The organism is Gluconacetobacter tumulicola (assembly GCF_014174215.1).
GTDB lineage: Bacteria > Pseudomonadota > Alphaproteobacteria > Acetobacterales > Acetobacteraceae > Gluconacetobacter > Gluconacetobacter tumulicola.
Map to the genome: position 1 here is coordinate 91,144 of NZ_JABEQL010000005.1, position 21,973 is coordinate 113,116.

The window sequence follows — 21,973 nt, forward strand, 5'->3', positions numbered from 1 at the left end:
CCTGACGGGACGTGGCGACCATCCCGTGGGTTGGAGAAAGGAGGCATCGATGCCCCGGTGGGCAGCGTTCGCCGGTGAGATGCCGAAGCGAACTGACGGGTGGCGTGGGCGGAACCCACGGCAGCCTTGACACCCTGGCTGCGGGCTGCTGCCGATACATCGGCAATGCAGAGACGAGAATGGCGCGGCGCGCAGGCTGCGTCGTCGATCAATCCGAAGCGGTCGAGCCCGTCTTGTGCAGGCACTGCACCAGCCGGTTGCCCAGCCAAGCCATGCATGGGACGGCCATGGAGTTGCCAATCGCCTTGTAGCGCGGAGCGTCAGCGGCAGGCTTGCCGCGATACGGGATCAGCGTGTAGTCGTCGGGCATGCCCTGCAGCCGCTCGCACTCCATCGGCATCAGCCGCCGCACCCGCCATTGCGACCAGTCCGCTGCACCGGGTTCATTCCAGTCGTAGCGGTAGTGCGCCTCGAAGTCGGGGGCCAGCACATGGGGCTTGTCAGCACCGCCGCCGCTGGTACGCAGCGCGGCCGCTACGCTGCCGCCCAGCTCGGCGGCAAGACCCTGCGGCCGTCCCCGGAGGGCAACGCAGGCCACCATCGGCACGCCGTAGCCAGGCTTGCCGTTGGACAGGACGGTGCAAGCTACCTGTCCATGGCCTGACTCGAAGCGTACTTCGCCGCGGTTGTTCTGCGCGAAGGCGATGGCGGGTACGACGCCGGCGTTTGCATGACTGTTGCGATGCCCGCCGGCACGCAGCGTTGGCGTCAGGTCGATCGTGGCATCCGCGCCGCTGCCCTGGGCGGTGAAGGCGATGATCGGCACGCCCTTGCCGGTGCCGTCCTCGCTGCTGCCCTTGCCGTTGTTGGCGGTGTCGAGGGTATGGGCGATGCTGCCGGCGATGGACTGCACCATGAACGTCTCGGTGCGGATGTCGTGCTTGGGACCCGCGGCCATCAGGCATGCAGCAACATCGACGGGGCCGGTGCCGCCGCTGAATCCGAACATCGTCGTGACCTTGCCGTAGGGCTGTGTCAGCCCGGCGAATCCTGCGTATCCGCCTGCTGCTGCAGCACTTGGTTCAGCAGCGCGGGCAGTTTCTTGCCACGGCGCGCGGCCCGCAGAAGAATCCCCGAGCAGGCCTGCGCGCTCAAAAAGTACTTCGGTGGGATCGAGACCATCTCCACCACTTGCCACAAGAAACACGCGCTTGCGGCGTTGGGCGACACCGAAATATTGAGCGTCGAGCACGCGCCAGGCGATGCGGCGGCGGGGTCCAGACACACAACCAGCGTGCGCCCATTTTTCCCCTGGTGGCTGGAGCGCACGGCCTTCTCCGGCCAGTGCCCCCAGGAAATGTCCGAATGCATTGCTGCGGTCGTTGAGGACGCCGGGGACGTTTTCCCAGACGAGCGTTGCCGGCGGGCGGCGGTCTTGGTGGCGGGTTTGGTCGATGGCATTTGCAAGCTCCACATAGGCAAGGGTCAAGGCGCCGCGCGGGTCATCCAGTCCCTGGCGGGCGCCGGCAACGCTGAACGACTGGCATGGCGTGCCGCCGACCAGGATGTCGGGCGCTGGCACGGTGCCGGCGCGCACCTGGCGGGCGATCGCGGTCATGTCGCCCAGGTTGGGCACGTGGGGGTAACGGTGAGCGAGCACGGCGCTCGGGAACGGGTCGATCTCGGCGAACCACGCGGCTTCAAGGCCGAGGGGTTGCCAGGCGAGGCTCGCGGCCTCGATGCCGCTGCACACGCTGCCATACAGCAGTGGCGCGGCCTGGGGCGCACCGCGAAGGGTGCAAGGTTGCGGGTTCATGTCGGGTCTCCTGTTCGAGTGGCCCGGGGCGGGCCGGGACGTTGATAGGCAGGAGAAAGGCGCCGAAGGCCTTGCGGCCTTCGGCTCGGGAGGACAGAACCACCCGTGGGCTGGTACAGGCCCGGTCGTCGCTAGAACCGTCTGCTCATCAGCAATCACACCCGGCGCATGTCGTGGTTCGCGCCGGCATCTTCTGGCGCACATCCGCGCACAAAGGGAGCCCGTTTTTGCGCCGGCGGGCACCGGCACCGAATACCGCTGACCACGAAGGGTCTCCGGGTGGCTCGCGCAGCTTGGCAAGCCATCGGGGGACCCTTCGCAGAGGCGGGAGAAATACAGATCAGCAGAACGCGCGGGAGGCGGTTCGCGGAAAAGCTACCTTCAGGTCCCGCGGCCGGGGACGACCGGGCGGGACGCGCACACGGACAAGAAGGCGTTGCGCGCTGGGCGTCCCGCAGGGCGTGCGGGACACAGGCCGTGCCGCCAATGGCGGGCACGGTTCACGGGGAACGGGGGCGGTCAGGAGCCTTTGCGGCCGCCACTGCGCGGACGCGAGGCACTACGCTTGGACGTGCCGGATTCGACCGGCAGCGTGCCTTTGCAGTCGGGGTAGCGGCTGCACGACCAGAACGGGCCGCTCTTGCCGGTGCGCTGGCGCGTGGGCGCACCGCACTGCGGGCAAGCCGGCCCTTGGGGAATCTTGATGGACAGGGACGTGTTGCCGTACTGCGCGATCAACTGTGAGATCCATGCAGCCTGCTTGCTGATGAATACGTCCAGCGTGAGCTGCCCAGCTTCGATCATGTCCAGCGCCTGTTCCCAGACGGCGGTTGTCCCTGGGTCGGCAATCGCTGTGGGTACCGCGTCGATCAGGGTGAAGGCCGCATCCGAGGCACGGATGGCGCGGCCCTTCTTCACGAGGTAGCCCCGCGTCAGCAGGCCACTGATGATGTTGGCCCGCGTCGCTTCGGTGCCGATGCCGACCGTATCCTTGAGCTTCTGTTTCAGGCGCGGGTCCGAGACCAGTTTGGCGACGCCCTTCATGGACTTGACCAACTCGCCTTGCGTATAGGGCCGAGGGGGCAGCGTCTTGAGCGCCTTCAGATCGACGTCGGCCACCTGACATGCCAGCCCCTCGCGCAGCGCGGGCAGTACCTGGCTGCGCGCCGCAGGGTCGCCATCCTCCTCGGATTGCGGTTCGGCCAGCACCAGGCGCCAACCCTTGATGACGACCTGCTTGCCGGTGGCCGCCAGCGTCTGCTGGCCGCAGGAGAGGTTCGCCACGGTGCGGTCGAACTCGTGGTGAGGAAGGAATTGCGCCAGGTAGTGCGCTCGGATCAGCCGATACACTGCCAGTTCCTTCTCATTCATGGTCGAGAGGTTCGCCGGTTCGAGCGTCGGGATGATGCCGTGGTGCGCGGACACCTTTGCGTCGTTCCAGGCGCGTGAGCGTTGAGTGCGGTCGAGTTGGTCCATGATCGGTCGCAGCGAGGGATCGGTCTTGACCAGGCTGTCGAGAACCGTTGGTACCTCGGCGAACATGCTTTCTGGCAGGTATCCCGAATCGGAGCGCGGGTACGTCGTGGCCTTGTGCGTCTCGTACAGGGCCTGAGCAATGTCCAAGGTCTCCTGCACATCCAGCCCAAGCTGCTTGGAACACACCTCCTGCAAGGTCCCCAGGTCGAACGGCAGCGGCGGGCCTTCCCGCATGCGCTCAGTTTCGACCGACACCACCTGGGCGCTGTCCGCCGCGCGGATCTGCTGCGCGGCGTGCTGTGCGATGGGCTGCTGCAGGCAGCGGCCGGCGTCGTCGGTGCATGCTTTCGGGGGAACCCATTGCGCGGTGAAAGTCTGGCCACCAGCGGATAGGGACACGTCGATGGCCCAGTACGGCACGGACACGAAGGCGGCGATCTCGCGGTCGCGGTCCACGACCAGTTTGAGCGTGGGGGTCTGGACGCGGCCGACCGACAGCACGCCGTCATAGCCGGCCTGTCGTCCTAGCACCGTGAACAAGCGGCTGAGGTTCATGCCGACGAGCCAGTCCGCCCGAGAGCGTGCCAGCGCCGAGTAGTACATCGGCAGGGTCTCGGCTGATGGCCGGAGCTTGCCGAGTGCCGCGCGGATGGACGCATCGTTGAGCGCCGACAGCCACAGCCGCTCGATGGGACCGCGGTAGCCGCACAGATCGATGATCTCGCGGGCGATCAACTCGCCTTCGCGGTCGGCATCAGTGGCGATGACAAGCTGGGTCGCCTTCGCCAGAAGCGCCTTGACGACCTTGAACTGCGTGGCGGTTTTCGGTTTGACCTCGACCCGCCAGTGCTGAGGAATGATGGGCAACTGCTCCAGCGACCAGCGCTTGAGCGCCGCGTCATAGACCTCGGGGGCTGCCGCTTCGACGAGATGGCCGATGCACCAGGTGACGGTGACACCGGAACCGTTGAGGCAGCCTTCATCGCGCTGCGTGGCACCGAGAATCCGGCCAATGTCTTTGCCCTGGGAGGGCTTCTCGCACAAGAACAGCCGCATGTCCGTCCATCCCGATTCCCGTTGTTTATGGAGTTGCTGGAATCGAGGATGCCGAGCGCCGTCTGGGGCAGCAGCAAACAAGCCGCATGCGGCGGCGACCGCTTTCACGGGATGGAATGGCTTGTGCGGGAGGCGCGCGTGGCCGCGGGTGTGCGGATCGGGAGCCGCGATTTGCGGGAGTGCGTGGAAGTCAGTGGACGCTGGTGGAGCTATCCCCTGCGGATAGCTCCACCAGCGCATGGAGGGCGGCGAAGACGTGCCACCGCCCTCCAAGCTGGTTCACTTCCTGCGTTTGGATTCTTTCGGCGCAGCCGGTTCCTGCGCGGCCTGGGGCTTGGACTCTGCCTCCTGCGGCTTTGGGCTGAGGGTCACGGATTCGATGCGGAACGGCAGGATGCCGACGCTGCGCGCATTGATCTGCCAGGTCTCGCGCGGTTGATCCTCGTTGTCCGTCCAGGGTTCGCGCTCCATGCGGCCGACGACCAGCACGCGCATGCCTTTCTGGTACAGGTCCTTCCAGTGCTCGGCGTCGCGGTGCCAGACTTCCACCGGCGCCCAGAAGCCGCCCCGATCCTCGAAGGTGCCATCCTTCTTGGGTACGGGGTTGTCGAAATAGACGTTCAGGCGCAGCAGGCGGCTGGGTTCGTCGTTGCCGTTGGGGAATTCGCGGTACTCCGGTGGCGAGCCGATGTTGCCTTCGCCGGAAAAATGCGTGCTCATGGTGTGATCTCCGTGGTGGTTGAATACCCGTGCCTCGTCGGCGTCGGGAGCGTGCTGGATGCCCGGCGCAATCACCGATCGCGCATTGCGGCGGGAATGGGCGTGAGTCGGCGCAGGTAGGCGTCGTCCGCCTGGGCCGCCTTGCTGGCGCATTCCTGCGCCTGCCTGCCCAGGGTGTGCAGCAGGCTGATCTGCATGTTCAACGTGATGCGCTGCAACTCGATCGCGTGCAGGTCGGCCAGCAGGTTGACGGGCGTGCTGGTGCTGGCGATCAGCTCCCGCCACAGCGCCACGCCCATGGCCGACCTGTCGTGCCTGCGCCAGCGCAAGAAGACGGTTCCTGCGCCGGTGGTCTGTTGGGCCAGTTCGATGGACAGCAGGTGGAAGGGGTGCCCGCATGCCTGCTCCAGCACCTGTCGCTGTGCCAGGGCAATCAACTCGTCGCGCATGGCGAAGCACTGGCTGGCCCAGGCCTCGAAGTCCCCTTTACCCTTAAAAGGCTTTAAAAGGCCTTTTAGAGAGGCTGCGTGTTCCAGCCGCATGAAGGCACCCTGTTGCAGGCCTCGGAAGTAGCGGGTCGGTTGGTTCGGATCGCTCATGCCGGCTCGTCCTCGCCGGCTGACGCTTCGGGCGGCTCTGCGGTGGTGGCTTCATCTCCGGGCGGAGGTGCTTCGGCAGGACCGTCGCTGCGCTGCTGCAGGCCACGGCGCACGATGGGCGGCGCAAACTTCGAGCGGCGAGTGCCTTCCAGCACGTCCTGCGGCAGTTCGCCGTACTTCTCCAGCGCGGCTCGCGCGGCGGCATTCTTCGACGCGAAATCATCGCGGGTGCAGCCCGAATAGCGGTACTGCTGGGCCAGCGAGAACAGGCTGCGCAGTGAATGTGCGCCCTCGTTGAGCCAGCGTTCCAAGGTGCTGCGGTCAATGAGCGCGGTGTGATGGGCGAGGATCAGCTTGCGGGCGATGTCGTCGTAGTCGGCCAGAAGATAGACCGCGGCAAAGCCGAGCTGCGCGTTGACGAAGAGCGGCAGCTTGACCGGCTGCACGTTGAGGTTTTCGCCCAGGCTAAGCGCTGGCGGCACGCTCGCCAGCGCCTGGTCCACCTGCTCGCGCAGCGATTGCAGCGTGGCCTTGGTCTGGTCGAGCTTGTCCTCGATGCGCAGCATCCAGAAGTCGCTGTACGGGTCGTCCTGCTCCGAGCCCCGCCGCATCTTGTTCATCTGGGCGATGTAGCCGTTCAGGCCGACGATGCCCGGTCGCCCCTCGGCGGCGGCGCGGCCGTGCCAGATGCGGGAAGCGTGGTGGGTGTGCAGGGTCAGCGACATCGCACTGCGCAGGGAGCCGAGATTCAGTTGCAGAGGTTCATTGGTTGCCATGGTGTCCGCTCGTTGTTGGAAAAGGAGCGGCCAGCTTCGGCAGGAAGCGGAAGGCAGTCAGTCAAGAATCCGAATCCCGGCCGGCCCCGGTTTAGGGCGTGGCGGTTGCATGCGGCATGAGCTATCCCCTGGGGATAGCTCCATGGAGCGCCAACGAACGCTGCACGCCGGGATCAGGGGGGACAACACCGATGCTGCGGCAGAGGGTCGATCCCAGGCCTGCGACAGCCTGGCGTTGTGCCCAGCAGCGGAACTATCCCCAGGGGATAGCTCTACTGGCGGCCATGGACATCTACTTTCACCGCCTTGCATGACGACTCACTTGCTGGCGAGCAGATTGCGTAGCCGCTCGATGTGCTGCTTGGCGACTTCCGGCGGCACTGGCTTACCCTGCGGCTGAGGTGGCGGTGCTGGTGGTGGCCGCTCGTTTGGCGGGACGGATGCCGATGGCGCGTCTTTCTTGGCCCAGGCATTGAACTCGCCATGGATGGCGCGCTGGATGATGCCGAACAGATACCCCGCAGGATTGCGGATGCCATGATTGCTGCATCGCGTGGCCCATTCGTCCAGCACGGCCTGTCTCAGCGCGGCATCGACCTGCTGCAATGCCACCCTGGCACCTGTCTGCTGCTCTGCCTTCAGTTCCGTGAAGCGCTTGGGCCATTGCAGATCGCCCAGCGCGCGCGCCTGCGCGGTAGTACGTACTTCATTAATACGACTACTACGTACTGTACGGGCCTGCTTCGGATTCCGAAGAGAGGCGTCTGGCGCAGGTTTCGCCCCTGCTTCGGATTCCGAAGACGGGTCATCCGCATTCCGAAGAAGGCTCGATGCTCCTTCTTCGGATTCGTGGGCGGCATCCTCCTGTGGATAACTCTCGGCGGCCGTGATGCCTTGGCTGGCGAGGCGTTCTGCCAGGACCTGCAGCCGCGACGGCAGTGTGCGCCCGGAGAGCAGCGGATCTTCCGCGATCTCCTTGAGGGTGTTCAGGCCGACCATCTGGACGGCCTTGGCCGAATGGCCAAGGGACTGGCTGACCAGTGCCAGGTAGTCGGCGTCGAGCTGCATGGCCTCGAAGGGCGTCAGCGGTTCGTCGTGCAGAACATAGAGGTTGCCGAGGATGCGGCCGGTCTTGGGGTCACGCCGTCGCCGCACCAGGCTCAACCATCTGGTGAGGCGCAACAGCGTCAACGCTCGGGCCACGGTTTCATGCGAGGCCTGCCCGGCGCAGGGCATCGACGCCAGCCATGGTCGAAGCTGCTCATACGTCGGGAAGGCGGTCACGCCATCGTCGTTGAGCATCAGCCGGAACACCTGCCAGGCGTTGCGCTCCAGCGGCGTCAGGCGACGGTCGAGGAACAGCCGCCGCGGCACGGTCTCATGCCGGTTGCCGCTGAAGAGGAAGGCATCGCCGGACGTGGCGGGCGTCGGCGCAGGCATGGGTGCTGGCGCACTGGGGTTGGGCTTGGGCACGAGGTCTTTCAAGGCGGCGTCGAACAGGTCAGCAAGTGCGACGGGGCCACGGCGTGGTGCGGTGTCGTCCACGGCCATGGCTCAACCCAATCCCTGATCGACCCAGCTTTTGATCGAGGCCCAGACCACCGACAGAGGCAGCGACATGCCTTCGGCCAAGTCCATGGTGGCGTCGAGGATGGAGGTTTCGTCTTCGAGATCGACATTCCTGCTGCCGGTCACGGCCTTCCATTGCCGCCACAGCTCCGTGTCCTGTTTCTCGTCCAGCACAGGGTGGCGGCCCTTGCGCTTCGGCAGGCCGAGGATTTCGCGGCGAAGGGCCACCTCCTGGTGGGTCAGGCCATAGAACCGGCTGACCATCTCGGTGCTCGCGCCCAGCCTGAGCATGCGATCGACCGTGGCGATTTCCTTCTCCACATCCTGCGCCTGCTTGAGCAGTCGCCGGAGCACTTCGCGGTTGACCGTCACCGAGCACCAGGAGACGTTAGCGTTGGCGAGCACGCTGATCAGCGCGGGATGCTTGAGGGCGTCCAGTTCTTCCTCGCCAAACCCCATCAGTTTGCACCGGCGCAGTTGCCCATTGCGCAGGTCATAGAGGGCCTGGGCGATGACGGCCTGGTTGAGTGGGTGTGGTGCGGACATGCTGGCCTCCCTCGCTCACATTCCAAGGCCCGCAGCGCCGGCTTCAAGGTCGAGCAGGCGCCGGGCCAGCCGCAGCAGCCGGAACAGCTTGACCAGCGAGGTATCGCTCAATCGCTGGGCCGCATCACCCTGGCCGTGCAGCAGCGCCGGCAGTTCGATGACGATTTGCCCGTCGTGCAGGCCGACGTCGGCGGGCCGCTGACCGGCCAGGCACGCCAACAACGCGAGGACGGCACGGCCCAGTGGCGCTGGGTTCTGGGTGCCGGCCCGGCAGGCGAAACCGATACCCTCTGCACGGTCATCAATGCACTCGTCCAAATCTGCCTCGCCCGCGATTTCGCGGGCGAACTGTGCGATGTGGATGCGCAAGCGCTCGGCTGTGTCCAGGCCGGGATCGATGTACCAGACATCGGAGATCGGATAGAGCCCGCCAGCCTGTACGGGGATGGACTGCAAGACGCTCGCCGAGAAGTCGGGCGGCAGCGCATCACCCAACTGGTCGGCGACCATGCGCTGAATGGACTGGAGCCGTTCGGTCGTCGATGCCGGCGAGACGATGTGCTCCCGAAGCAGATCGCCACCCGCCGCAGGGTTGGCCGGACTTGCCTGGCTGGCATCCGTGCCGCTCTCGCGCGTCGAGGGCGTTGCCGCAGGTCGGCCTGCAGGCGGCGCTGCGGATGCAGCGCCTGCGATGGGTGGCGCAGTGTTTGCAGGTGGGCGCGCGCTGGTTCCCGGCTCCGGCAACGCGGGCGGCGTCGAGGGCGGCGTTGGGTCGCTGACCAAGGCGCGCTGCCGGCTCTCGGATTCGGTCATGTCCAGGGCGAGCACGTCGTAATCGACACCCAGCATCTCGGCCATGTGGCCGATCAGCTCGTCCTGTACACGCTGCGCGGAGAACTCGTCGGCCTGGACGTCGAATTGCGACAGCACTTCCTGGAAAAATTCGTCGAAGTCCTGAACCAGTGGGCGGCCCTTGGCGTAGCGCTCCCACGCGAGCATGCAGGCTTTGCGCATGACCGACAGGCGTTCGACCTGATGGCGACCGAGACCGCCATAGAGCACGGTGGGGATCGCGGGCAGGAGATACTGCACCGCGTCGTTCATGCGGCTGATATGCGACTGTTGTACCGGGAAGCCATCGGCGGCGAGGCGGCGGGCTAGCTCGGACTGGCTCAAGGCAGTGCCGCTTTCTTGCTCGTAGAACTCGCGTGCCTTCTCGACGCCGAGGGCGCGCTCGATGAACGTGAGGCCCCCGCGCAATTCGTTCTCGGCCAGGTGGCCGGTCAGCATGACGACTTCGCCGCGGCTGGGCCACGGCCGGAACAGGCACGATATACGGAAGAACTGCTCGTCCTTGGTCTCCGACCATAGTTCGCGCAGGATCGCCAGCCGCGTATTGCCGCCGTTGCGGATGATGTAGTGGTCCTCACCTGGTCGGCGAGTGATGGCCGGCGCCGCGTCCAGACCGCGCTCGCGAATGGATGCCATGATTTCCTCGTAGGCAGGGTTGCGTTTTTTCCTGGGATCGTGGTCGTAAGGGCGCAACTGATCTAGGGTCACGACCATGGGTGTGTCGGCGATCGGGTCGCTCAAGGTCGAGGCTGACGGGCCGCTGCGCTCGAACCCGGCCGCGAGCAGCTTGCCAGCCATCTGCTGGGAGGTGATCTCAGCCATGGCCGCCTCCCTGCGCTTGGTATCGGGCCTCGCGCTCGGCGCGGCGGATTTGCGCACGGGCATTCAGGGTCGCCCGATGGTCGCTGGCCGTCGAGCTGGTGTAGATCGCGGCGCAGCCAGGCTTGGTGAACTTGAGGTGGCCGCCAGGCGTGCGTTTGACGTGCCAACCTTCGCCAACCGCGAACTCGATCAGGGCGCGAAGCCGCTTGTGGCCTCGGGCAAGCTCATGTGCGTTCGCCATGGGACCTCCCGGCATCAAGAGGGTGTGGCGGACGGCCGGACACCATGGCAAATCGGTGCCGCCATTGCGGAAATAGTTCGTCTGCGAGGCCGCGCATGGTGTCGAGCGCGGCGGGGGCGACTCTGCCCGGCGGCTGGCGGTATTCGACCCGATGCACCGGCAGTCCGCGCGTAGCTGCACGCGGATACGCCTCGATGGCCGGCACGTCGGTGGCCAGCACGCGGATGCCGGCGTGATTCTGGAAAAGATCGCGCAGGGCCTGCTGGATCAGCCGTGCATTGGCGGACACAGGATGGACGCGATTGATGAGCAGATGCAGAGGTGGAGGCTCGATGCCCAGGTGCCGATATGGCGCAATGTCTTCGAGCAACTGCATGGTGCCGCGCCGCAGCTCGCGCGCCGCAAGGATTTCCGGGGTCACGGGCGACAGCGCGAGGTTGGAGGCGAGCACCGCCATCTCCAGCAGCACCGAGCGCGCACCTTGGGTGTCGATCAGCACCAGGTCATAGAGGGGCGCCAGGACCGGCAAGAGATGGCGCAACCGCAAGCGCCCATCCGGCGCGTGCAGCAGCAAGGTGTTCAGCTCGCCTCGGTGGTCGTTGGAGAGCACCAAGTCCAGGCCCGCGATGATCGTGCGGGACACAAGCAGCCCGAGGTCGCGCTCGTTGAAGGCCAGCAACTCGTAGATGCCACCAGGTGCGCGGTGGCCTAGCTCGTAGTACGAGGACAGGGTGGGCTGCACGTCGAGGTCGAGCAGCAGCACACGCAGCCCCGCGTCCGCGGCAAGTCCGCCGAGGTTCGCGGCCGTGGTGGTCTTGCCGACGCCACCTTTAGTTGAAATGATGGATACGACCTGCATGGCGTTCTCCGTGTGAGGATGGGAAGTCCGCTGGAGAACGGGTCAGACCCGGTTGTTGACGCGCTCGGCGATCCACTGATCGATCTCGATGGAGTCCCAGCCGACCGCGCGCACGCCCAGGCGCAGCGCCTTCGGGAACAGGCCTTTGCGCATCAGGTTGTAGATGTGGGCGCGTTTGAAACCCGACTTGGTTTCGACTTCATCAAGCCGCAGGATGCGGCGCTCGCTTGCGGGCAGTGCAGGTGTTTGCGACATGGCGGTCACTCCTGAACGCTCAGTGGCGTTTGTTGGCGTGCCCTCCATTCAATAGACATGGATGCGAAAAGACATTGCAAATGCAATCTCCGCGATTGCACATACAAGGTGGAAAACCTCAGACTGCTGCGCTACGCAGCCGGCGTCTGGCCGTGGCGAACTTGCCGTTTAGCGTCCGCTCCGCGATCCCCATGGCGCCGCTGTGATGTGCGACCAACGCGCTGACCACCGCCTCCTGCGTCTTGAAGCTGGAGTACGGAACGCCGGAAGGCGACTGGCCGAGCATCAGGTCCAGCATGCTGCCGATGATGTTCAAGTAGGTGGCTTCGGCGCGATCACTGATCAGGCACTGTGCGCCAGCAGAGGGCGCCATCTGCTTGAGAAGCGCTCCGTGCTTTTCCTGCAACTCATGCAGTTGGCGTTTGTACTGGTCCAAGGTGGACTTCAGGGCCAGGCGCTCGACTAGCATCGCCTGCCCAGTTTCCATCGAGATGAAGGGATGGGCGATGCGCTCGCTCCGGGAGAAGAGGAAGCACGGTCGTTGCTCGGGATAGTGCTGGCGCATCCAGCGCTTCAGATCGACGTGGCGCACCGTCAGATCAGGGGAGTCGATCAGCGCGGAATCGCGCGTCGTGATGCCGTTCCGTCCAAAGGGCAGTTCTCCATTGAGGATGCCGTCGAAGATACGTTCGGTGCAAAGCCGCAGCTCGTCACAACGTGGACAGTCCAACGACTGCGGCAGGCGCCTTGGCGACGAAATCGAAGCCAGGATCACCTGCTCGTATCGCAGCAGCCCGGCCCAGCGGATGGACGCTTCGATCGGGCGATAGAACACCTTTGATGTTGGTGCATCATTCTTGTTCTCGTGCATGCTCCGTCTCCTTCCAGGAGAAGAACTACATGACCGACTCCTTTGTCGCCGACCTCATGGTCGGCCGGTCGCTTGTGTAGGAAGTGGGTCCCGAAGGCCGCTTCGTCATGTGGTTTGAATACTTCTCACCAGTTCGCGCAACTGGTAGTCGTCGTGTGTTCGATGTGCAAAAATCATCGATTAGAAGGTCGAGCATCGGGACGTAGGCTCGACAACGACGCTCACGCTATCAGGGTCGTGAGAAGTTACGGTTTCTGCAAAACCGTCTAGGTATGACCTGATATGCCAGCGGTCTCAGGAAGCGTGAGGGGGCCGCAATCGCCCTCGAATGTCCAGCCGGACGCAGCAAATCCGCACCTGTCATGCTTGCCCCGTCATCCTGATATATCGACAAAGAATCGTGTGCGGAAACGCGGTGACCAGCGTGCGCGTTCTTCCAAAGGAGCTTGGACAGAAGGTCGCCTGTGAGTTGTGGTGCTGGCGCTTCCAGGTGGCATCCGACTTGTGCCATCACCAGAACCATCTACCTGGGTTGTCTTCGCGATGATGGATGCGGGCAGACAACCGGGCGTGGGTGATGAGTTCGAGGCAGTCGCCTACGACGATGTACCGATCGTGGGTGTGGTGTGCTGAGTGCAGCTCTATGGACGTCCGTGGAACTCTTTGGACGAATTTGTTGCCGAGGACGAAAAACAAGGCTACAATTGAGGTCTTCGCTGGCCAGCCCAACGAAGAAAGTGTTTGGGAAACAACGACTTACTGTCCTAGTACACGTCTCTTTTCCGCCTCCGCACGGGACGTGAAACTGGCGCCGGTGAACGCCATCCGTCCAGGGCGACATCACCGCCGCACCCACCGGTCGCACCGTCCCCTTCGTCTTGTCGGCCGCAAGGATCGACATCAGCACCAGCGTCGGGCCGCCGCTGGCCAAGTCTCCGATGATCACGACCCGTTCGTCGCCTTCGGCGACGAGGCCGCGATCCCCTTCGTCCCACCGGCCGGAGCGAGGGCCGGATTGTTGCGAAAGCCAACTTCCGCTCGTCAAGGACCGATCTCATGTGCCTGCGAGATCGGTCCTAGTTCTGGAAGACCCCGCTCCGCCACGCTGATCCCTGCTGGCCGCATTTGTCCCGCGGCCCCAGACAGCGATCACGGAGCTACCTCATGTCCGCCAATTACAGCGACCTGCCGCCACGCTATCTGCGCACGCCCGACGCTTCGCGCTTCGTCGGGCTTTCCATTCGCACCCTGGAAAAACACCGGATTTACGGCACCGGTCCGCGCTATTCGAAGCTCGGCGGCCGCGTCGTCTATCGGGTCGATGAGTTGCAGGCCTGGGTCGAGAGCGGAGCACGCGCCCACACCTCGGACACCACCGCCGGCACCGTGTCGGCCGCCGCGCGGCAAAGCCCGCTGATCCCGCCGACACCGGCGACCTCACGCGGGAACCGACGCTGATGCGCACGCCCGACCGGAAACAGTCCGAGCGCGCGAAGCTCGCGGTGTTCCGCGCCATCCCCGGCAAACTCGCTCCACGCGACGCCCAGGATCTGATGGCATTTCCGTTCTTCAGCCTGTCCAAGACATCGCGGACCGTGCCGATTGATTTCCGGACGCCGGACGTCACCATCCGCGTGGAAGCGACCGGCGAATACGGCATGGCGACGATCTGGGATGCCGACGTGCTGATCTGGGCGGCGAGCCAGATCGTGGAAGCACGGGACGCGGGTCGTTGCACCTCGCGTCTGATGGTGGCGACGCCGCATGAAATCCTGGCCTTCATCGGCCGGGGCGACAGCGCGCGGGACTACGAACGGCTGGAAGCAGCCTTCGACCGGCTGCAATCCACCACGATCAAGACCTCGTTGCGCCACGCTGGTGCGGGACAGTTGCACCGGTTTTCCTGGATCAACGAATGGAAGCGGCATACCACGCAGGAGGGTCGCGCCCGCGTGGTTGAACTGATCCTGCCGGACTGGTTTTACCAGGCGGTGCTCGATGACGCGCTGGTGCTGACCATCGACCCTGCCTATTTCCGGCTGACCGGCGGAATGGAGCGCTGGCTCTATCGGCTTGTCCGCAAGCATGGCGGCCGCCAGCGTTCAGGCTGGAAATTCGATTTCCACGTCCTGCATCTCAAATCCGCCAGCCTGTCGCCCTATCGTCGCTTCGCGTTCGAACTCCGCGCCATCGTCCAGCGGCAGCCATTGCCCGGCTATCGCCTGGCCGTCGAGCGGACCACGGATGGCCGCGAAATCCTGACCTTTTCTCGCGACAAGTTATCCACAGCCTCATGTGGACAAGATGTGAGTCCGTCCGTGCTATCGGGAACGCCCGAACCGACGGAAGCCGTGACTTCGGGAACCGCGAAGCCGTGCTTATGTGAACAAAAATCGCCGAATCGCGTCATTGAATCAGAGGGTTATGACGCCCTTAACTTAGAATCTAACTTAAAAGAGTCTAACTTTAAGGATGTTGGCACCCCCGCCGATCCGTGGAAAACCCCCGGAGACGGGCGGTGATCGTGGCCTTCCTCAACCAGAAGGGCGGCGTCGGCAAGACGACGCTGGCGCTGCATCTCGCGGGTCAATGGGCTCGGGAAGGCCGGCGCGTGACGGTCATCGATGCCGACCCGCAGGGCTCGGCGCTGGACTGGTCGGCGCAGCGGGCGCGGGAGGGACTACCCCGGCTGTTCGGCGTGATCGGGCTGGCGCGCGATACGCTGCACCACGAGGCGCCGGCACTGGCTCAGGGGGTGGATCACGTCGTCATCGACGGTCCGCCGCGGGTGGCGGCGCTGCTGCGCTCCGCCCTACTGGCCGCCGACCTGGTGCTGATTCCCGCGCAGCCTTCGCCGTTCGACGGCTGGGCCTCGGCCGAGATGTTGCGGCTGCTGGCGGAGGCACGGCTCTTCCGTCCCGGCCTGTTGGCCCGTTTCGTGCTCAACCGCTGCGCCGCGCGCACGGTCATCGCCCGCGAAACCCGGCTGGCGCTCGCTGGGCACGAGCCGGCGGCACTGGCGGCGCGGATCGGTCAGCGGGTCGCGTTCGCCGACGCTGCGCGCACTGGCCGTCTGGTGTGTGATTTTCGCCCCCAAGGGATCGCCGCTCGCGAAATCGCCGCCCTGGTGGCCGAGATCGGGGGGCTGGTGTCATGACCCTGCTGACCGGCGACAGCGCGCTCCTGATGCCTCGGTGCGGCCCCTACGACATGATCCTGGCCGACCCGCCCTATGGCGACACCGCGCTCGCCTGGGACCGCCGCGTTTCGGGCTGGCCGGCAAAGGCGCGTGCCGCCCTGAAACCCGGTGGCTCGCTCTGGGTGTTCGGCTCGCTGCGGAGCTTCCTCGCGACCGGTGCGGAATTTCGTGACGCGGGCTGGAAATATGCCCAGGAATTGGTCTGGGAGAAGCAGAACGGCTCCAGCTTCCACGCCGACCGTTTTCGGCGCGTGCATGAGTTGATCGTCCAGTTCTATCGCGACGATGCGCCCTGGAGCTGCGTCTACAACGACGTCCCGACGACGCCGGACGCACGGGGGCGTACCGTGCGGCGAAAGCACCGGCCGCCGCACATGGGGCTGATCGACGCTGGCCAATACGTCAGCGAGGATGGCGGCCCGCGCCTGATGCGCTCTGTGATCGCCGTGCGCAACGCCCATGGCCGGGCCATCCACCCGACCGAGAAGCCGGTGGCGTTGCTGGAGATCCTGATCCGCACGAGCTGCCCGCCGGGTGGCCTGGTGGGCGACTGGTTCGCCGGCTCGGGCGCCGCGGGCGTCGCCTGCCGGCTTGCCGGCCGTCGCTATCTCGGCTGCGAGATCGATCCTGTCATGGCGCAGAGGGCGCGCGACCGCATCGCCTCCGTGCTGCCGCTCGGCGGGGACGCTGCGTCATGACGGTGCGTCGTAATCCGCCTGACTTCGTGTCACGCCCCGCCGACCCGGAACGCTGGGTCAAGGCGCCGGACAAGTCCGCGATCACCAACCGTTTCACCGCCCGGCTGACCATCGACGTCACGCCGGCGCTGCGCGCGCGGCTCAAAGTCGCGGCGTTTCAGCGCGGCATCACGGTCGCCGACATGCTGCGCGTGCTGCTGGCCCGCGAGTTCCCCGATAGCCCAGGAGACACGCCATGAACGATACGTTTGCCCACGTCGAACTGACTTGGATCGAGAAGCGCACCGAGCACTGGATTCGTTTTGGTCGTGCCACGCATGAGCAGATTCTCGATAGGCGGCGGCGGATACTGAGCTTTCCGCCGGACAGCGTGTTCGCGTTCCTGCGCTGGGCGGCGAACGATTACGGCACGGTGGTGTCCTGCATCGATATCGTGCGCGTCATCCCTCCCGGCGAGCCCTATCAGACGGTGCCGTTCGTGCGGCCCGGTGGTGAGAGCCTGCTGCGCCAGAGCGGCTGGCCGAAGGTCCGCTTGGTGCTGGAAGCAATCGATCGCATCGAGGCGACCGGCATCGACCCCGTCGATGTTGCGCCAGAGCATTGGCGGCACCTGCACAATCGGATGCTCTGCGGGCAGGCGTCACGCCCCTACACACGCGACCGCCATCATGCCTGGCTGCGCCGGAGGGCGGTGTCATGAGCCGGCTTGGTTGGTTCCTAACCACCTATGTCGCGGTGATGGCGATCGTGCTGGGTGCGGTCTTCCGTCCGGCACCCCGGCTGATCTGGAATGCCACCGCCAGCACGCCGGTCGGGCTGTATCACCTGCAATCGGTGCGCGGATTGCATGTCGGCGACCTGATCGCGATCCGACCGCCGGCCGAGATTGCCGGGATGCTGGCGCGCGGTGGCTATCTGCCACTCGGTGTGCCGCTGCTCAAGCCGGTCGCGGCACTCCCGGGACAACTGATCTGTCGGGTCGGCGCCATCGTGTCGGTTGACGGCAAGCCGCTCGGCGATGCGCTGGCCCGCGATCATCGCGGCCGTCCGCTACCGGTCTGGCAAGGCTGTCGGCACGTCCTGCCTGGCCAGATCTTCGTCATGAACCCGGCCGTTCCGACCAGTCTCGACGGCCGCTATTTCGGCGTCCTGCCGGTCGCCACCGTGCTCGGCCGCGCGCAGCCGCTGTGGCTCGCGCCGTCACCGATTCCTCCCAACCCCAACCAGAAACGAGGCTGACATGGCCCAGATCGGTACTTTCACGCGCACGGCTGACGGCTTCGCCGGTCGCCTGCGCACGCTCGCCCTCGACGTCGAACTGACGATCGTGCCGGCGACATCGTCGGACGTCGAGCATGCTCCCGACTATCGCGTCCATCTCGGCGAGGCTGACGCCGGACCGGAGATTGGTGCCGGCTGGAAACGCACCGGCGAGAAGGCGGGTACTTACCTCTCGCTGGTTCTCGACGATCCGATGCTGGCACAGCCAATCCGCGCCAATCTGTTCCAGTCCGACCGGCAGGGCCGAGCCTTCCATCTGGTCTGGAGCCGCCCGGTGAAGCGCGATGACCGGCGGTAAATCGGCGCTCCGGCTGTTCAGTGTCGTGCTTCCGGTCGTCGTTTCCATGACGATATCTGGGCATGTCGCGGTCGCCGATCCATACGCTGACATGATCGCGGAAGCGGCCACGCGCGCGCAGATTCCGGCCTCATGGATCGCTGCCGTGCTGCACGCGGAGAGCAGAGGCGATGCGCATGCCGTGTCGTCGGCGGGCGCGATGGGGCTCATGCAGGTGATGCCCGGCACATGGTCCAGCCTGCGCACGTCGCTGGGTCTCGGCGACGATCCGTTCGACCCGCAGGACAACATTCTGGCGGGGGCGACCTATCTGCGCTGGATGCGGGACCGATACGGCGAGGCCGGGTTTCTCGCCGCCTATAATGCCGGTCCCGCGCGCTATGACGAGCATCTGGCGACCGGCCGACCGTTGCCTGCCGAGACGCGGAATTACGTCGCATCCCTCAGCGCGCGGCTGGCTCTTCCGCTTGCCGATAACATCGCGATCGGCGCTCCATTGGCACGATCCTGGCAGGATTCTTCCCTCTTTCCGGCGTCATTCCTGCACACGGGCGATGCGTCCCGGCATGTCGAGAGCCTGCACAATCCGGGGCATGCCGACGGCGCCCGTCCAACCGACTGGACGGCGCTCGCTCCGCAATCGGCCGGGCTGTTCATCGCGTCATGGGATGGGGAGGCGCGCCGATGATTCCCGTTCCGGTCCATCGGGCGCTGGCGGGCTATGGGTGCCTTGGGGATGGGGTGCTGGAGGGAGACAGGCAACGGAGGGAAGGACGGCAAGGTAAAAGCAGCGCCCATTCGGGGCTGCATGTGGTTGGTTTGATTGGGGAATTTGTCCTCTCACCACGCACCGTCTGCGGCTGTCCGGGCATTTTCCATAATGTTTTCAACGATCCGAGCGCCGTCAGGGGTGAAACGGAGCGGAGAGCGGGCCATGCCGACGCGCGATGACAGTCTGAACGTCCGGCCCGGACGCATCCGGCATGGCAATCAGGGGGCACGACCGAAATCCTTCGTCGGCGAGGTCATGCGTGCCGCGAAGAAGGCCGGTCATACCGGCACCCGGTTCGGCGCGAAGGGCACGGGAGGCGGCGGTGGTTCCCGCTTCGGGCGCGGCCGACGCGCAGCACTCTCCATGCGGCTGCGCAGCAATGCCCGGCGTGTCGTGGTCAAGGCGCGGGTGGTCCGCCAGCAGGGCACGCGGTTCCGGTCCGCGCCTCTTGCCCGGCACATCGCCTATCTCAGGCGCGAGGGCGTGACCCGCGACGGTGCCAAAGCCCATTTGTTCGGTGCGGGCTCCGACGAAGCGGACAGCAAGGCCTTCGCGGAGCGCTGCGCCGACGACCGTCACCATTTCCGCTTCATCGTCTCGCCCGAGGATGCGGCGCGGATGGAGGATCTGCGGGGCTTCGCGCGGGAGCTGATGCAGGACATGGAACGCGACCTCGGCACAAAACTGGACTGGGTCGGGGTGGATCACTGGAACACGGACAATCCGCACGTCCACATTCTGGTGCGCGGTGTCGCCGATGACGGCAAGGATCTGGTGATCAGCCGCGCCTATATCAGTCAGGGCCTGCGCGACCGCGCCGCCGAACGGGTGACGCTGGAGCTTGGCCCGCGCAGCGAGCAGGAAATCCGCACCGCCCTGGAGAGCGAGATCGGTGCCGACCGCTGGACCAGCCTCGATCGCGCATTGCAGGACATTAGCGACGAGGGCGGCGGCATTGTCGATCTCCGTCCCGGCGCCGGTGCCGAAGACCCGCAACTGCGGCGCCTGCTGGTCGGCCGGGCGACCAAGCTGGAGGGGCTTGGTCTCGCCGAACCGGTCGGGGTGGCACGCTGGACCCTCAAACCGGGGCTGGAGGCGACCCTGCGCGATCTCTCCATCCGGGGCGACATCATCAAGACCATGCACCGCGCCATGTCCGGCGGCGGGACGGAACCCGATGTCGCGGGTTTTGCGATCCATGGCGAGACGCTGGCCGATCCCGCCATTGGCCGGCTGGTCGAGCGCGGGCTGGATGACGAGTTGAAAGGCTCGGGCTACGTGGTGATCGCGGGGGCCGACGGGCGGACGCATCATGTCCGCTTCCCCGATCTGGATCTGACCGGTGACGCGAAGACGGGCGCGATCGTCGAGACCCGGAACTGGGAGGACGCCAAAGGCATACAGCGCCTGTTACTGGCGACGCGCTCGGATTTCACGCTGGCCGAGCAGGTGACGGCACCCGGCGCGACCTGGCTCGACCGCCAGTTGCTCGCCAAGGATCCGGCGCTGGCCAATGCGGGCTTCGGCTCGGAGGTTCGCGAGGCGATGGCGCAACGGATTGATCATCTGGCGTCCGAGGGGCTGACCCGGCGGCAGGGCGAGCGCGTAGTGTTCGCTCCCGGTCTGATTGGCACCCTGCGCCAGCGCGATCTCGATCAGGCGGCGGCCAGATTGGCGGCGCAGACCGGGTTGGAACACCGGCCCGCGAAGGAAGGCGAGATCGTCTCAGGGGTTTATCGCCAGCGGGTAGCCCTGTCCTCGGGGCGGTTCGCGATGGTCGATGACGGGCTGGGCTTCCAGCTTGTGCCGTGGCGCCCGGCGCTGGAGCACAAGCTCGGACGGCAGGTTTCCGGCACCATGTCGCCGGGCGGCGGCGTCGACTGGAGTTTCGGGCGCAAGCGCGGGCTCGGGATCTGATGGCGGGTGTGCCTGTATCGTCAGCTCGTGAGGCCCACACCGTAGAGATCCATCAGTTCATAGAACCAGTCGGCGTCAAGGCTGTTCTCCTGGACGGCGTTCTGGATGGCACTCTCCGTTCGATCGAAGAGCGCGAAGCAGATCTGATCATTATCGTGGCGGGCGCGGTAGCTGATCCCATCGGCATCGGGCCAGGCATCATGCACCGCCCTGGACCAGGCTTGTGGGAGATCGTAGGGGAGTCCGGATGACGTGACCTCTGCTGTGGCGCCAAGGACGGCGAGACCGGGACCGTGCAATTCCACCAGCCGCAGGTCGCGATTGGCGCTCAGGATGGCGTAGGCTTTGGCGGCGATGAGATCCATCGGCAGCAGGGTCCGGCCCGGTGCGCGCAGGAAAGTCTCTGCAAAGGCGCCCGTCGGCTGCTCTGCCGTATAGATTACGCCATACCCGCCGTCCGGTGCGTTGAGACGCCCCGAGCGCGACCGGTCGAAATAGACCGGCCCGTAGCCACTTGAGTGAAAGCGGTGCAGAGGACTGCCAGCCAGTAGAGTGCGCCAGCGCGGCTGTCGGGACGCGAGATCTGCCGGTGGCCAGGGCTGGTGTCGCGTGCGATCAGCCACCCTGCACGCCGACCGTCCTCGCCGTTTCCACGACCGCATCGACCGGACCGGTAGTCAGTGCCTCCACGGGCGTCCGGCCATCGAGCTGCGCCAGTGGCGTCACCAGGAAATTCAGGCGAAACCAGGCGCTCTCGCCCGGCAGGGCGGTGAGTACCGCCTTCAAGCCGGGAAGCACGCCGTCGGCGGTGAATTGCGTCACCGGGTAGCGACGCTCGCCGCTCGGTCCGGGTACGGCCAGCAGGCTCTGCTCGCGCACCCGTTTCTCGATGGCCTGACGGGTGATCCTGAGCAGTTCCCTGACCTGATCGAGCGTGTAGGCGCCGCCCGCGCGCCGGAGATCGTCGTCCTTGATCTGTTGGCCGCGCAGCAGGGCGCGCCCGCGCGGGCCGACCGCATAGGCATCGGTTGCGGTCTTGCGGCTGGCTGCGGGGCTGCCTTTGCGGCGGACCTCGTATTCGAGCAGCGGCAACCGGGCGGCGCGCGCCCGTGACGCAGGTTTTTCGCGGACGGCCAGTTCCAGTCCGGCGGGGATCGTCACGACGCTGCCGACGTTCAGGATGTGGCTGCCCTGCGTGCGTCGGGCTCTGGGCTGCGCACCCGTGGCACGGGCGCGGGTTTCTGAAACCGGTGTCGTGGGCATTCTGTTATCTCCCCCGATGAGTCCGCATAGCGATGGGAATATAGGAAACCTCGACAACCAAAGCAACCAAGCTCTGTCAATCCTCAA

At 65.7% G+C, this 21,973-nt stretch carries 24 protein-coding genes; 10 read left to right on the forward strand and 14 right to left on the reverse strand.

Features of this window, described 5'->3' with window-relative positions; all coding sequences use genetic code 11:
• Positions 1–208: 208 nt before the first annotated feature.
• From HLH29_RS05315 to HLH29_RS05370, 12 genes are all read right to left on the reverse strand, one after another.
• The gene (locus tag HLH29_RS05315) at positions 209–1,816 is read right to left on the reverse strand and encodes a DNA cytosine methyltransferase (RefSeq protein WP_057380519.1); all 1,608 of its coding nucleotides are present in this window, start codon (positions 1,814–1,816) and stop codon (positions 209–211) included.
• A 519-nt stretch (positions 1,817–2,335) separates the two neighbouring features.
• Positions 2,336–4,348, reverse strand: coding sequence for a DNA topoisomerase III (locus HLH29_RS05320; protein WP_182964926.1), 2,013 nt, complete (start codon positions 4,346–4,348; stop codon positions 2,336–2,338).
• Between the two features lie 279 nt (positions 4,349–4,627).
• Positions 4,628–5,068, reverse strand: coding sequence for a single-stranded DNA-binding protein (locus HLH29_RS05325; protein ID WP_182964927.1), 441 nt, complete (start codon positions 5,066–5,068; stop codon positions 4,628–4,630).
• Positions 5,069–5,139: 71 nt separating this feature from the next.
• Positions 5,140–5,667 carry a DUF3158 family protein gene (locus HLH29_RS05330; RefSeq protein ID WP_034084952.1) on the reverse strand — a complete coding sequence of 176 codons (528 nt, stop codon included), beginning with the start codon at positions 5,665–5,667 and terminating at the stop codon, positions 5,140–5,142.
• The gene (locus HLH29_RS05335) at positions 5,664–6,443 is read right to left on the reverse strand and encodes a PFL_4669 family integrating conjugative element protein (protein ID WP_057380522.1); all 780 of its coding nucleotides are present in this window, start codon (positions 6,441–6,443) and stop codon (positions 5,664–5,666) included. The genes HLH29_RS05330 and HLH29_RS05335 overlap by 4 nt, the downstream gene beginning before the upstream one ends.
• A 318-nt stretch (positions 6,444–6,761) precedes the next feature.
• Positions 6,762–7,994 carry an STY4528 family pathogenicity island replication protein gene (locus tag HLH29_RS05340; protein ID WP_057380523.1) on the reverse strand — a complete coding sequence of 411 codons (1,233 nt, stop codon included), beginning with the start codon at positions 7,992–7,994 and terminating at the stop codon, positions 6,762–6,764.
• A 3-nt stretch (positions 7,995–7,997) separates the two neighbouring features.
• Positions 7,998–8,558 (reverse strand): DUF2857 domain-containing protein, encoded by a 561-nt coding sequence (locus tag HLH29_RS05345; RefSeq protein ID WP_023093474.1) that lies wholly within the window; start codon positions 8,556–8,558, stop codon positions 7,998–8,000.
• 15 nt (positions 8,559–8,573) lie between these two features.
• Positions 8,574–10,232, reverse strand: coding sequence for a ParB family protein (locus HLH29_RS05350; RefSeq protein ID WP_182964928.1), 1,659 nt, complete (start codon positions 10,230–10,232; stop codon positions 8,574–8,576).
• On the reverse strand, positions 10,225–10,473 hold the full coding sequence (locus HLH29_RS05355) for a hypothetical protein (RefSeq protein ID WP_019726333.1): 249 nt from the start codon (positions 10,471–10,473) through the stop codon (positions 10,225–10,227). The genes HLH29_RS05350 and HLH29_RS05355 overlap by 8 nt, the downstream gene beginning before the upstream one ends.
• The gene (locus HLH29_RS05360) at positions 10,457–11,332 is read right to left on the reverse strand and encodes a ParA family protein (protein ID WP_057380525.1); all 876 of its coding nucleotides are present in this window, start codon (positions 11,330–11,332) and stop codon (positions 10,457–10,459) included. The genes HLH29_RS05355 and HLH29_RS05360 overlap by 17 nt, the downstream gene beginning before the upstream one ends.
• Before the next feature lie 42 nt (positions 11,333–11,374).
• On the reverse strand, positions 11,375–11,587 hold the full coding sequence (locus tag HLH29_RS05365; RefSeq protein ID WP_023103939.1) for an AlpA family transcriptional regulator: 213 nt from the start codon (positions 11,585–11,587) through the stop codon (positions 11,375–11,377).
• A 118-nt stretch (positions 11,588–11,705) separates the two neighbouring features.
• On the reverse strand, positions 11,706–12,458 hold the full coding sequence (locus tag HLH29_RS05370) for a hypothetical protein (RefSeq protein ID WP_057380526.1): 753 nt from the start codon (positions 12,456–12,458) through the stop codon (positions 11,706–11,708).
• 1,164 nt (positions 12,459–13,622) lie between these two features.
• Between HLH29_RS05370 and HLH29_RS05375 the strand changes: the two genes are divergently transcribed.
• The 10 genes from HLH29_RS05375 (at position 13,623) to HLH29_RS05420 (ending at position 20,623) form a co-directional block, all read left to right on the forward strand.
• Entirely contained in the window at positions 13,623–13,916 is a 294-nt protein-coding gene (locus HLH29_RS05375; RefSeq protein WP_012222350.1) for a helix-turn-helix transcriptional regulator, read from the forward strand.
• Positions 13,916–14,980, forward strand: a complete 1,065-nt coding sequence (locus HLH29_RS05380) for a replication initiator protein A (RefSeq protein ID WP_182964929.1) — start codon at positions 13,916–13,918, stop codon at positions 14,978–14,980. Before HLH29_RS05375 ends, HLH29_RS05380 begins: the two co-directional genes overlap by 1 nt.
• Positions 14,977–15,615, forward strand: a complete 639-nt coding sequence (gene parA / locus HLH29_RS05385; RefSeq protein WP_182964930.1) for a ParA family partition ATPase — start codon at positions 14,977–14,979, stop codon at positions 15,613–15,615. Before HLH29_RS05380 ends, parA begins: the two co-directional genes overlap by 4 nt.
• A complete protein-coding gene (locus HLH29_RS05390; protein ID WP_182964931.1) occupies positions 15,612–16,355 on the forward strand; it encodes a DNA-methyltransferase in 744 nt (247 codons plus the stop codon). The genes parA and HLH29_RS05390 overlap by 4 nt, the downstream gene beginning before the upstream one ends.
• On the forward strand, positions 16,352–16,594 hold the full coding sequence (locus tag HLH29_RS05395) for a hypothetical protein (RefSeq protein ID WP_182964932.1): 243 nt from the start codon (positions 16,352–16,354) through the stop codon (positions 16,592–16,594). Before HLH29_RS05390 ends, HLH29_RS05395 begins: the two co-directional genes overlap by 4 nt.
• Complete coding sequence (locus tag HLH29_RS05400) at positions 16,591–17,055, forward strand: DUF2840 domain-containing protein (RefSeq protein ID WP_182964933.1); 465 nt, start codon at positions 16,591–16,593, stop codon at positions 17,053–17,055. Before HLH29_RS05395 ends, HLH29_RS05400 begins: the two co-directional genes overlap by 4 nt.
• Positions 17,052–17,594, forward strand: a complete 543-nt coding sequence (locus HLH29_RS05405; protein WP_182964934.1) for a S26 family signal peptidase — start codon at positions 17,052–17,054, stop codon at positions 17,592–17,594. The genes HLH29_RS05400 and HLH29_RS05405 overlap by 4 nt, the downstream gene beginning before the upstream one ends.
• Position 17,595: 1 nt before the next feature.
• Positions 17,596–17,934: a DUF736 domain-containing protein gene (locus tag HLH29_RS05410; RefSeq protein ID WP_182964935.1), complete on the forward strand. Its 339-nt coding sequence runs from the start codon at positions 17,596–17,598 to the stop codon at positions 17,932–17,934.
• Positions 17,921–18,622 carry a lytic transglycosylase domain-containing protein gene (locus tag HLH29_RS05415; RefSeq protein ID WP_182964936.1) on the forward strand — a complete coding sequence of 234 codons (702 nt, stop codon included), beginning with the start codon at positions 17,921–17,923 and terminating at the stop codon, positions 18,620–18,622. The genes HLH29_RS05410 and HLH29_RS05415 overlap by 14 nt, the downstream gene beginning before the upstream one ends.
• Before the next feature lie 246 nt (positions 18,623–18,868).
• Complete coding sequence (locus HLH29_RS05420) at positions 18,869–20,623, forward strand: relaxase/mobilization nuclease domain-containing protein (protein ID WP_182964937.1); 1,755 nt, start codon at positions 18,869–18,871, stop codon at positions 20,621–20,623.
• Positions 20,624–20,643: 20 nt separating this feature from the next.
• Here the strand turns inward: HLH29_RS05420 and HLH29_RS05425 are convergent, their stop codons facing one another.
• Together HLH29_RS05425 and HLH29_RS05430 are read right to left on the reverse strand one after the other, a co-directional pair.
• Positions 20,644–21,246 carry an RES family NAD+ phosphorylase gene (locus HLH29_RS05425; RefSeq protein ID WP_338030179.1) on the reverse strand — a complete coding sequence of 201 codons (603 nt, stop codon included), beginning with the start codon at positions 21,244–21,246 and terminating at the stop codon, positions 20,644–20,646.
• A complete protein-coding gene (locus HLH29_RS05430) occupies positions 21,239–21,886 on the reverse strand; it encodes a hypothetical protein (RefSeq protein WP_182964939.1) in 648 nt (215 codons plus the stop codon). Before HLH29_RS05430 ends, HLH29_RS05425 begins: the two co-directional genes overlap by 8 nt.
• Positions 21,887–21,973: the final 87 nt, after the last annotated feature.

Excerpts from the sequence above, each read along its gene's own strand:
- HLH29_RS05315 (WP_057380519.1), bottom strand. The coding sequence starts at position 1,816 with ATGAACCCGCAACCTTGCACCCTTCGCGGTGCGCCCCAGGCCGCGCCA.
- HLH29_RS05320 (WP_182964926.1), bottom strand. The coding sequence starts at position 4,348 with ATGCGGCTGTTCTTGTGCGAGAAGCCCTCCCAGGGCAAAGACATTGGC.
- HLH29_RS05325 (WP_182964927.1), bottom strand. The coding sequence starts at position 5,068 with ATGAGCACGCATTTTTCCGGCGAAGGCAACATCGGCTCGCCACCGGAG.
- HLH29_RS05330 (WP_034084952.1), bottom strand. The coding sequence starts at position 5,667 with ATGAGCGATCCGAACCAACCGACCCGCTACTTCCGAGGCCTGCAACAG.
- HLH29_RS05335 (WP_057380522.1), bottom strand. The coding sequence starts at position 6,443 with ATGGCAACCAATGAACCTCTGCAACTGAATCTCGGCTCCCTGCGCAGT.
- HLH29_RS05340 (WP_057380523.1), bottom strand. The coding sequence starts at position 7,994 with ATGGCCGTGGACGACACCGCACCACGCCGTGGCCCCGTCGCACTTGCT.
- HLH29_RS05345 (WP_023093474.1), bottom strand. The coding sequence starts at position 8,558 with ATGTCCGCACCACACCCACTCAACCAGGCCGTCATCGCCCAGGCCCTC.
- HLH29_RS05350 (WP_182964928.1), bottom strand. The coding sequence starts at position 10,232 with ATGGCTGAGATCACCTCCCAGCAGATGGCTGGCAAGCTGCTCGCGGCC.
- HLH29_RS05355 (WP_019726333.1), bottom strand. The coding sequence starts at position 10,473 with ATGGCGAACGCACATGAGCTTGCCCGAGGCCACAAGCGGCTTCGCGCC.
- HLH29_RS05360 (WP_057380525.1), bottom strand. The coding sequence starts at position 11,332 with ATGCAGGTCGTATCCATCATTTCAACTAAAGGTGGCGTCGGCAAGACC.
- HLH29_RS05365 (WP_023103939.1), bottom strand. The coding sequence starts at position 11,587 with ATGTCGCAAACACCTGCACTGCCCGCAAGCGAGCGCCGCATCCTGCGG.
- HLH29_RS05370 (WP_057380526.1), bottom strand. The coding sequence starts at position 12,458 with ATGCACGAGAACAAGAATGATGCACCAACATCAAAGGTGTTCTATCGC.
- HLH29_RS05375 (WP_012222350.1), top strand. The coding sequence starts at position 13,623 with ATGTCCGCCAATTACAGCGACCTGCCGCCACGCTATCTGCGCACGCCC.
- HLH29_RS05380 (WP_182964929.1), top strand. The coding sequence starts at position 13,916 with ATGCGCACGCCCGACCGGAAACAGTCCGAGCGCGCGAAGCTCGCGGTG.
- HLH29_RS05390 (WP_182964931.1), top strand. The coding sequence starts at position 15,612 with ATGACCCTGCTGACCGGCGACAGCGCGCTCCTGATGCCTCGGTGCGGC.
- HLH29_RS05395 (WP_182964932.1), top strand. The coding sequence starts at position 16,352 with ATGACGGTGCGTCGTAATCCGCCTGACTTCGTGTCACGCCCCGCCGAC.
- HLH29_RS05400 (WP_182964933.1), top strand. The coding sequence starts at position 16,591 with ATGAACGATACGTTTGCCCACGTCGAACTGACTTGGATCGAGAAGCGC.
- HLH29_RS05405 (WP_182964934.1), top strand. The coding sequence starts at position 17,052 with ATGAGCCGGCTTGGTTGGTTCCTAACCACCTATGTCGCGGTGATGGCG.
- HLH29_RS05410 (WP_182964935.1), top strand. The coding sequence starts at position 17,596 with ATGGCCCAGATCGGTACTTTCACGCGCACGGCTGACGGCTTCGCCGGT.
- HLH29_RS05415 (WP_182964936.1), top strand. The coding sequence starts at position 17,921 with ATGACCGGCGGTAAATCGGCGCTCCGGCTGTTCAGTGTCGTGCTTCCG.
- HLH29_RS05420 (WP_182964937.1), top strand. The coding sequence starts at position 18,869 with ATGCCGACGCGCGATGACAGTCTGAACGTCCGGCCCGGACGCATCCGG.
- HLH29_RS05430 (WP_182964939.1), bottom strand. The coding sequence starts at position 21,886 with ATGCCCACGACACCGGTTTCAGAAACCCGCGCCCGTGCCACGGGTGCG.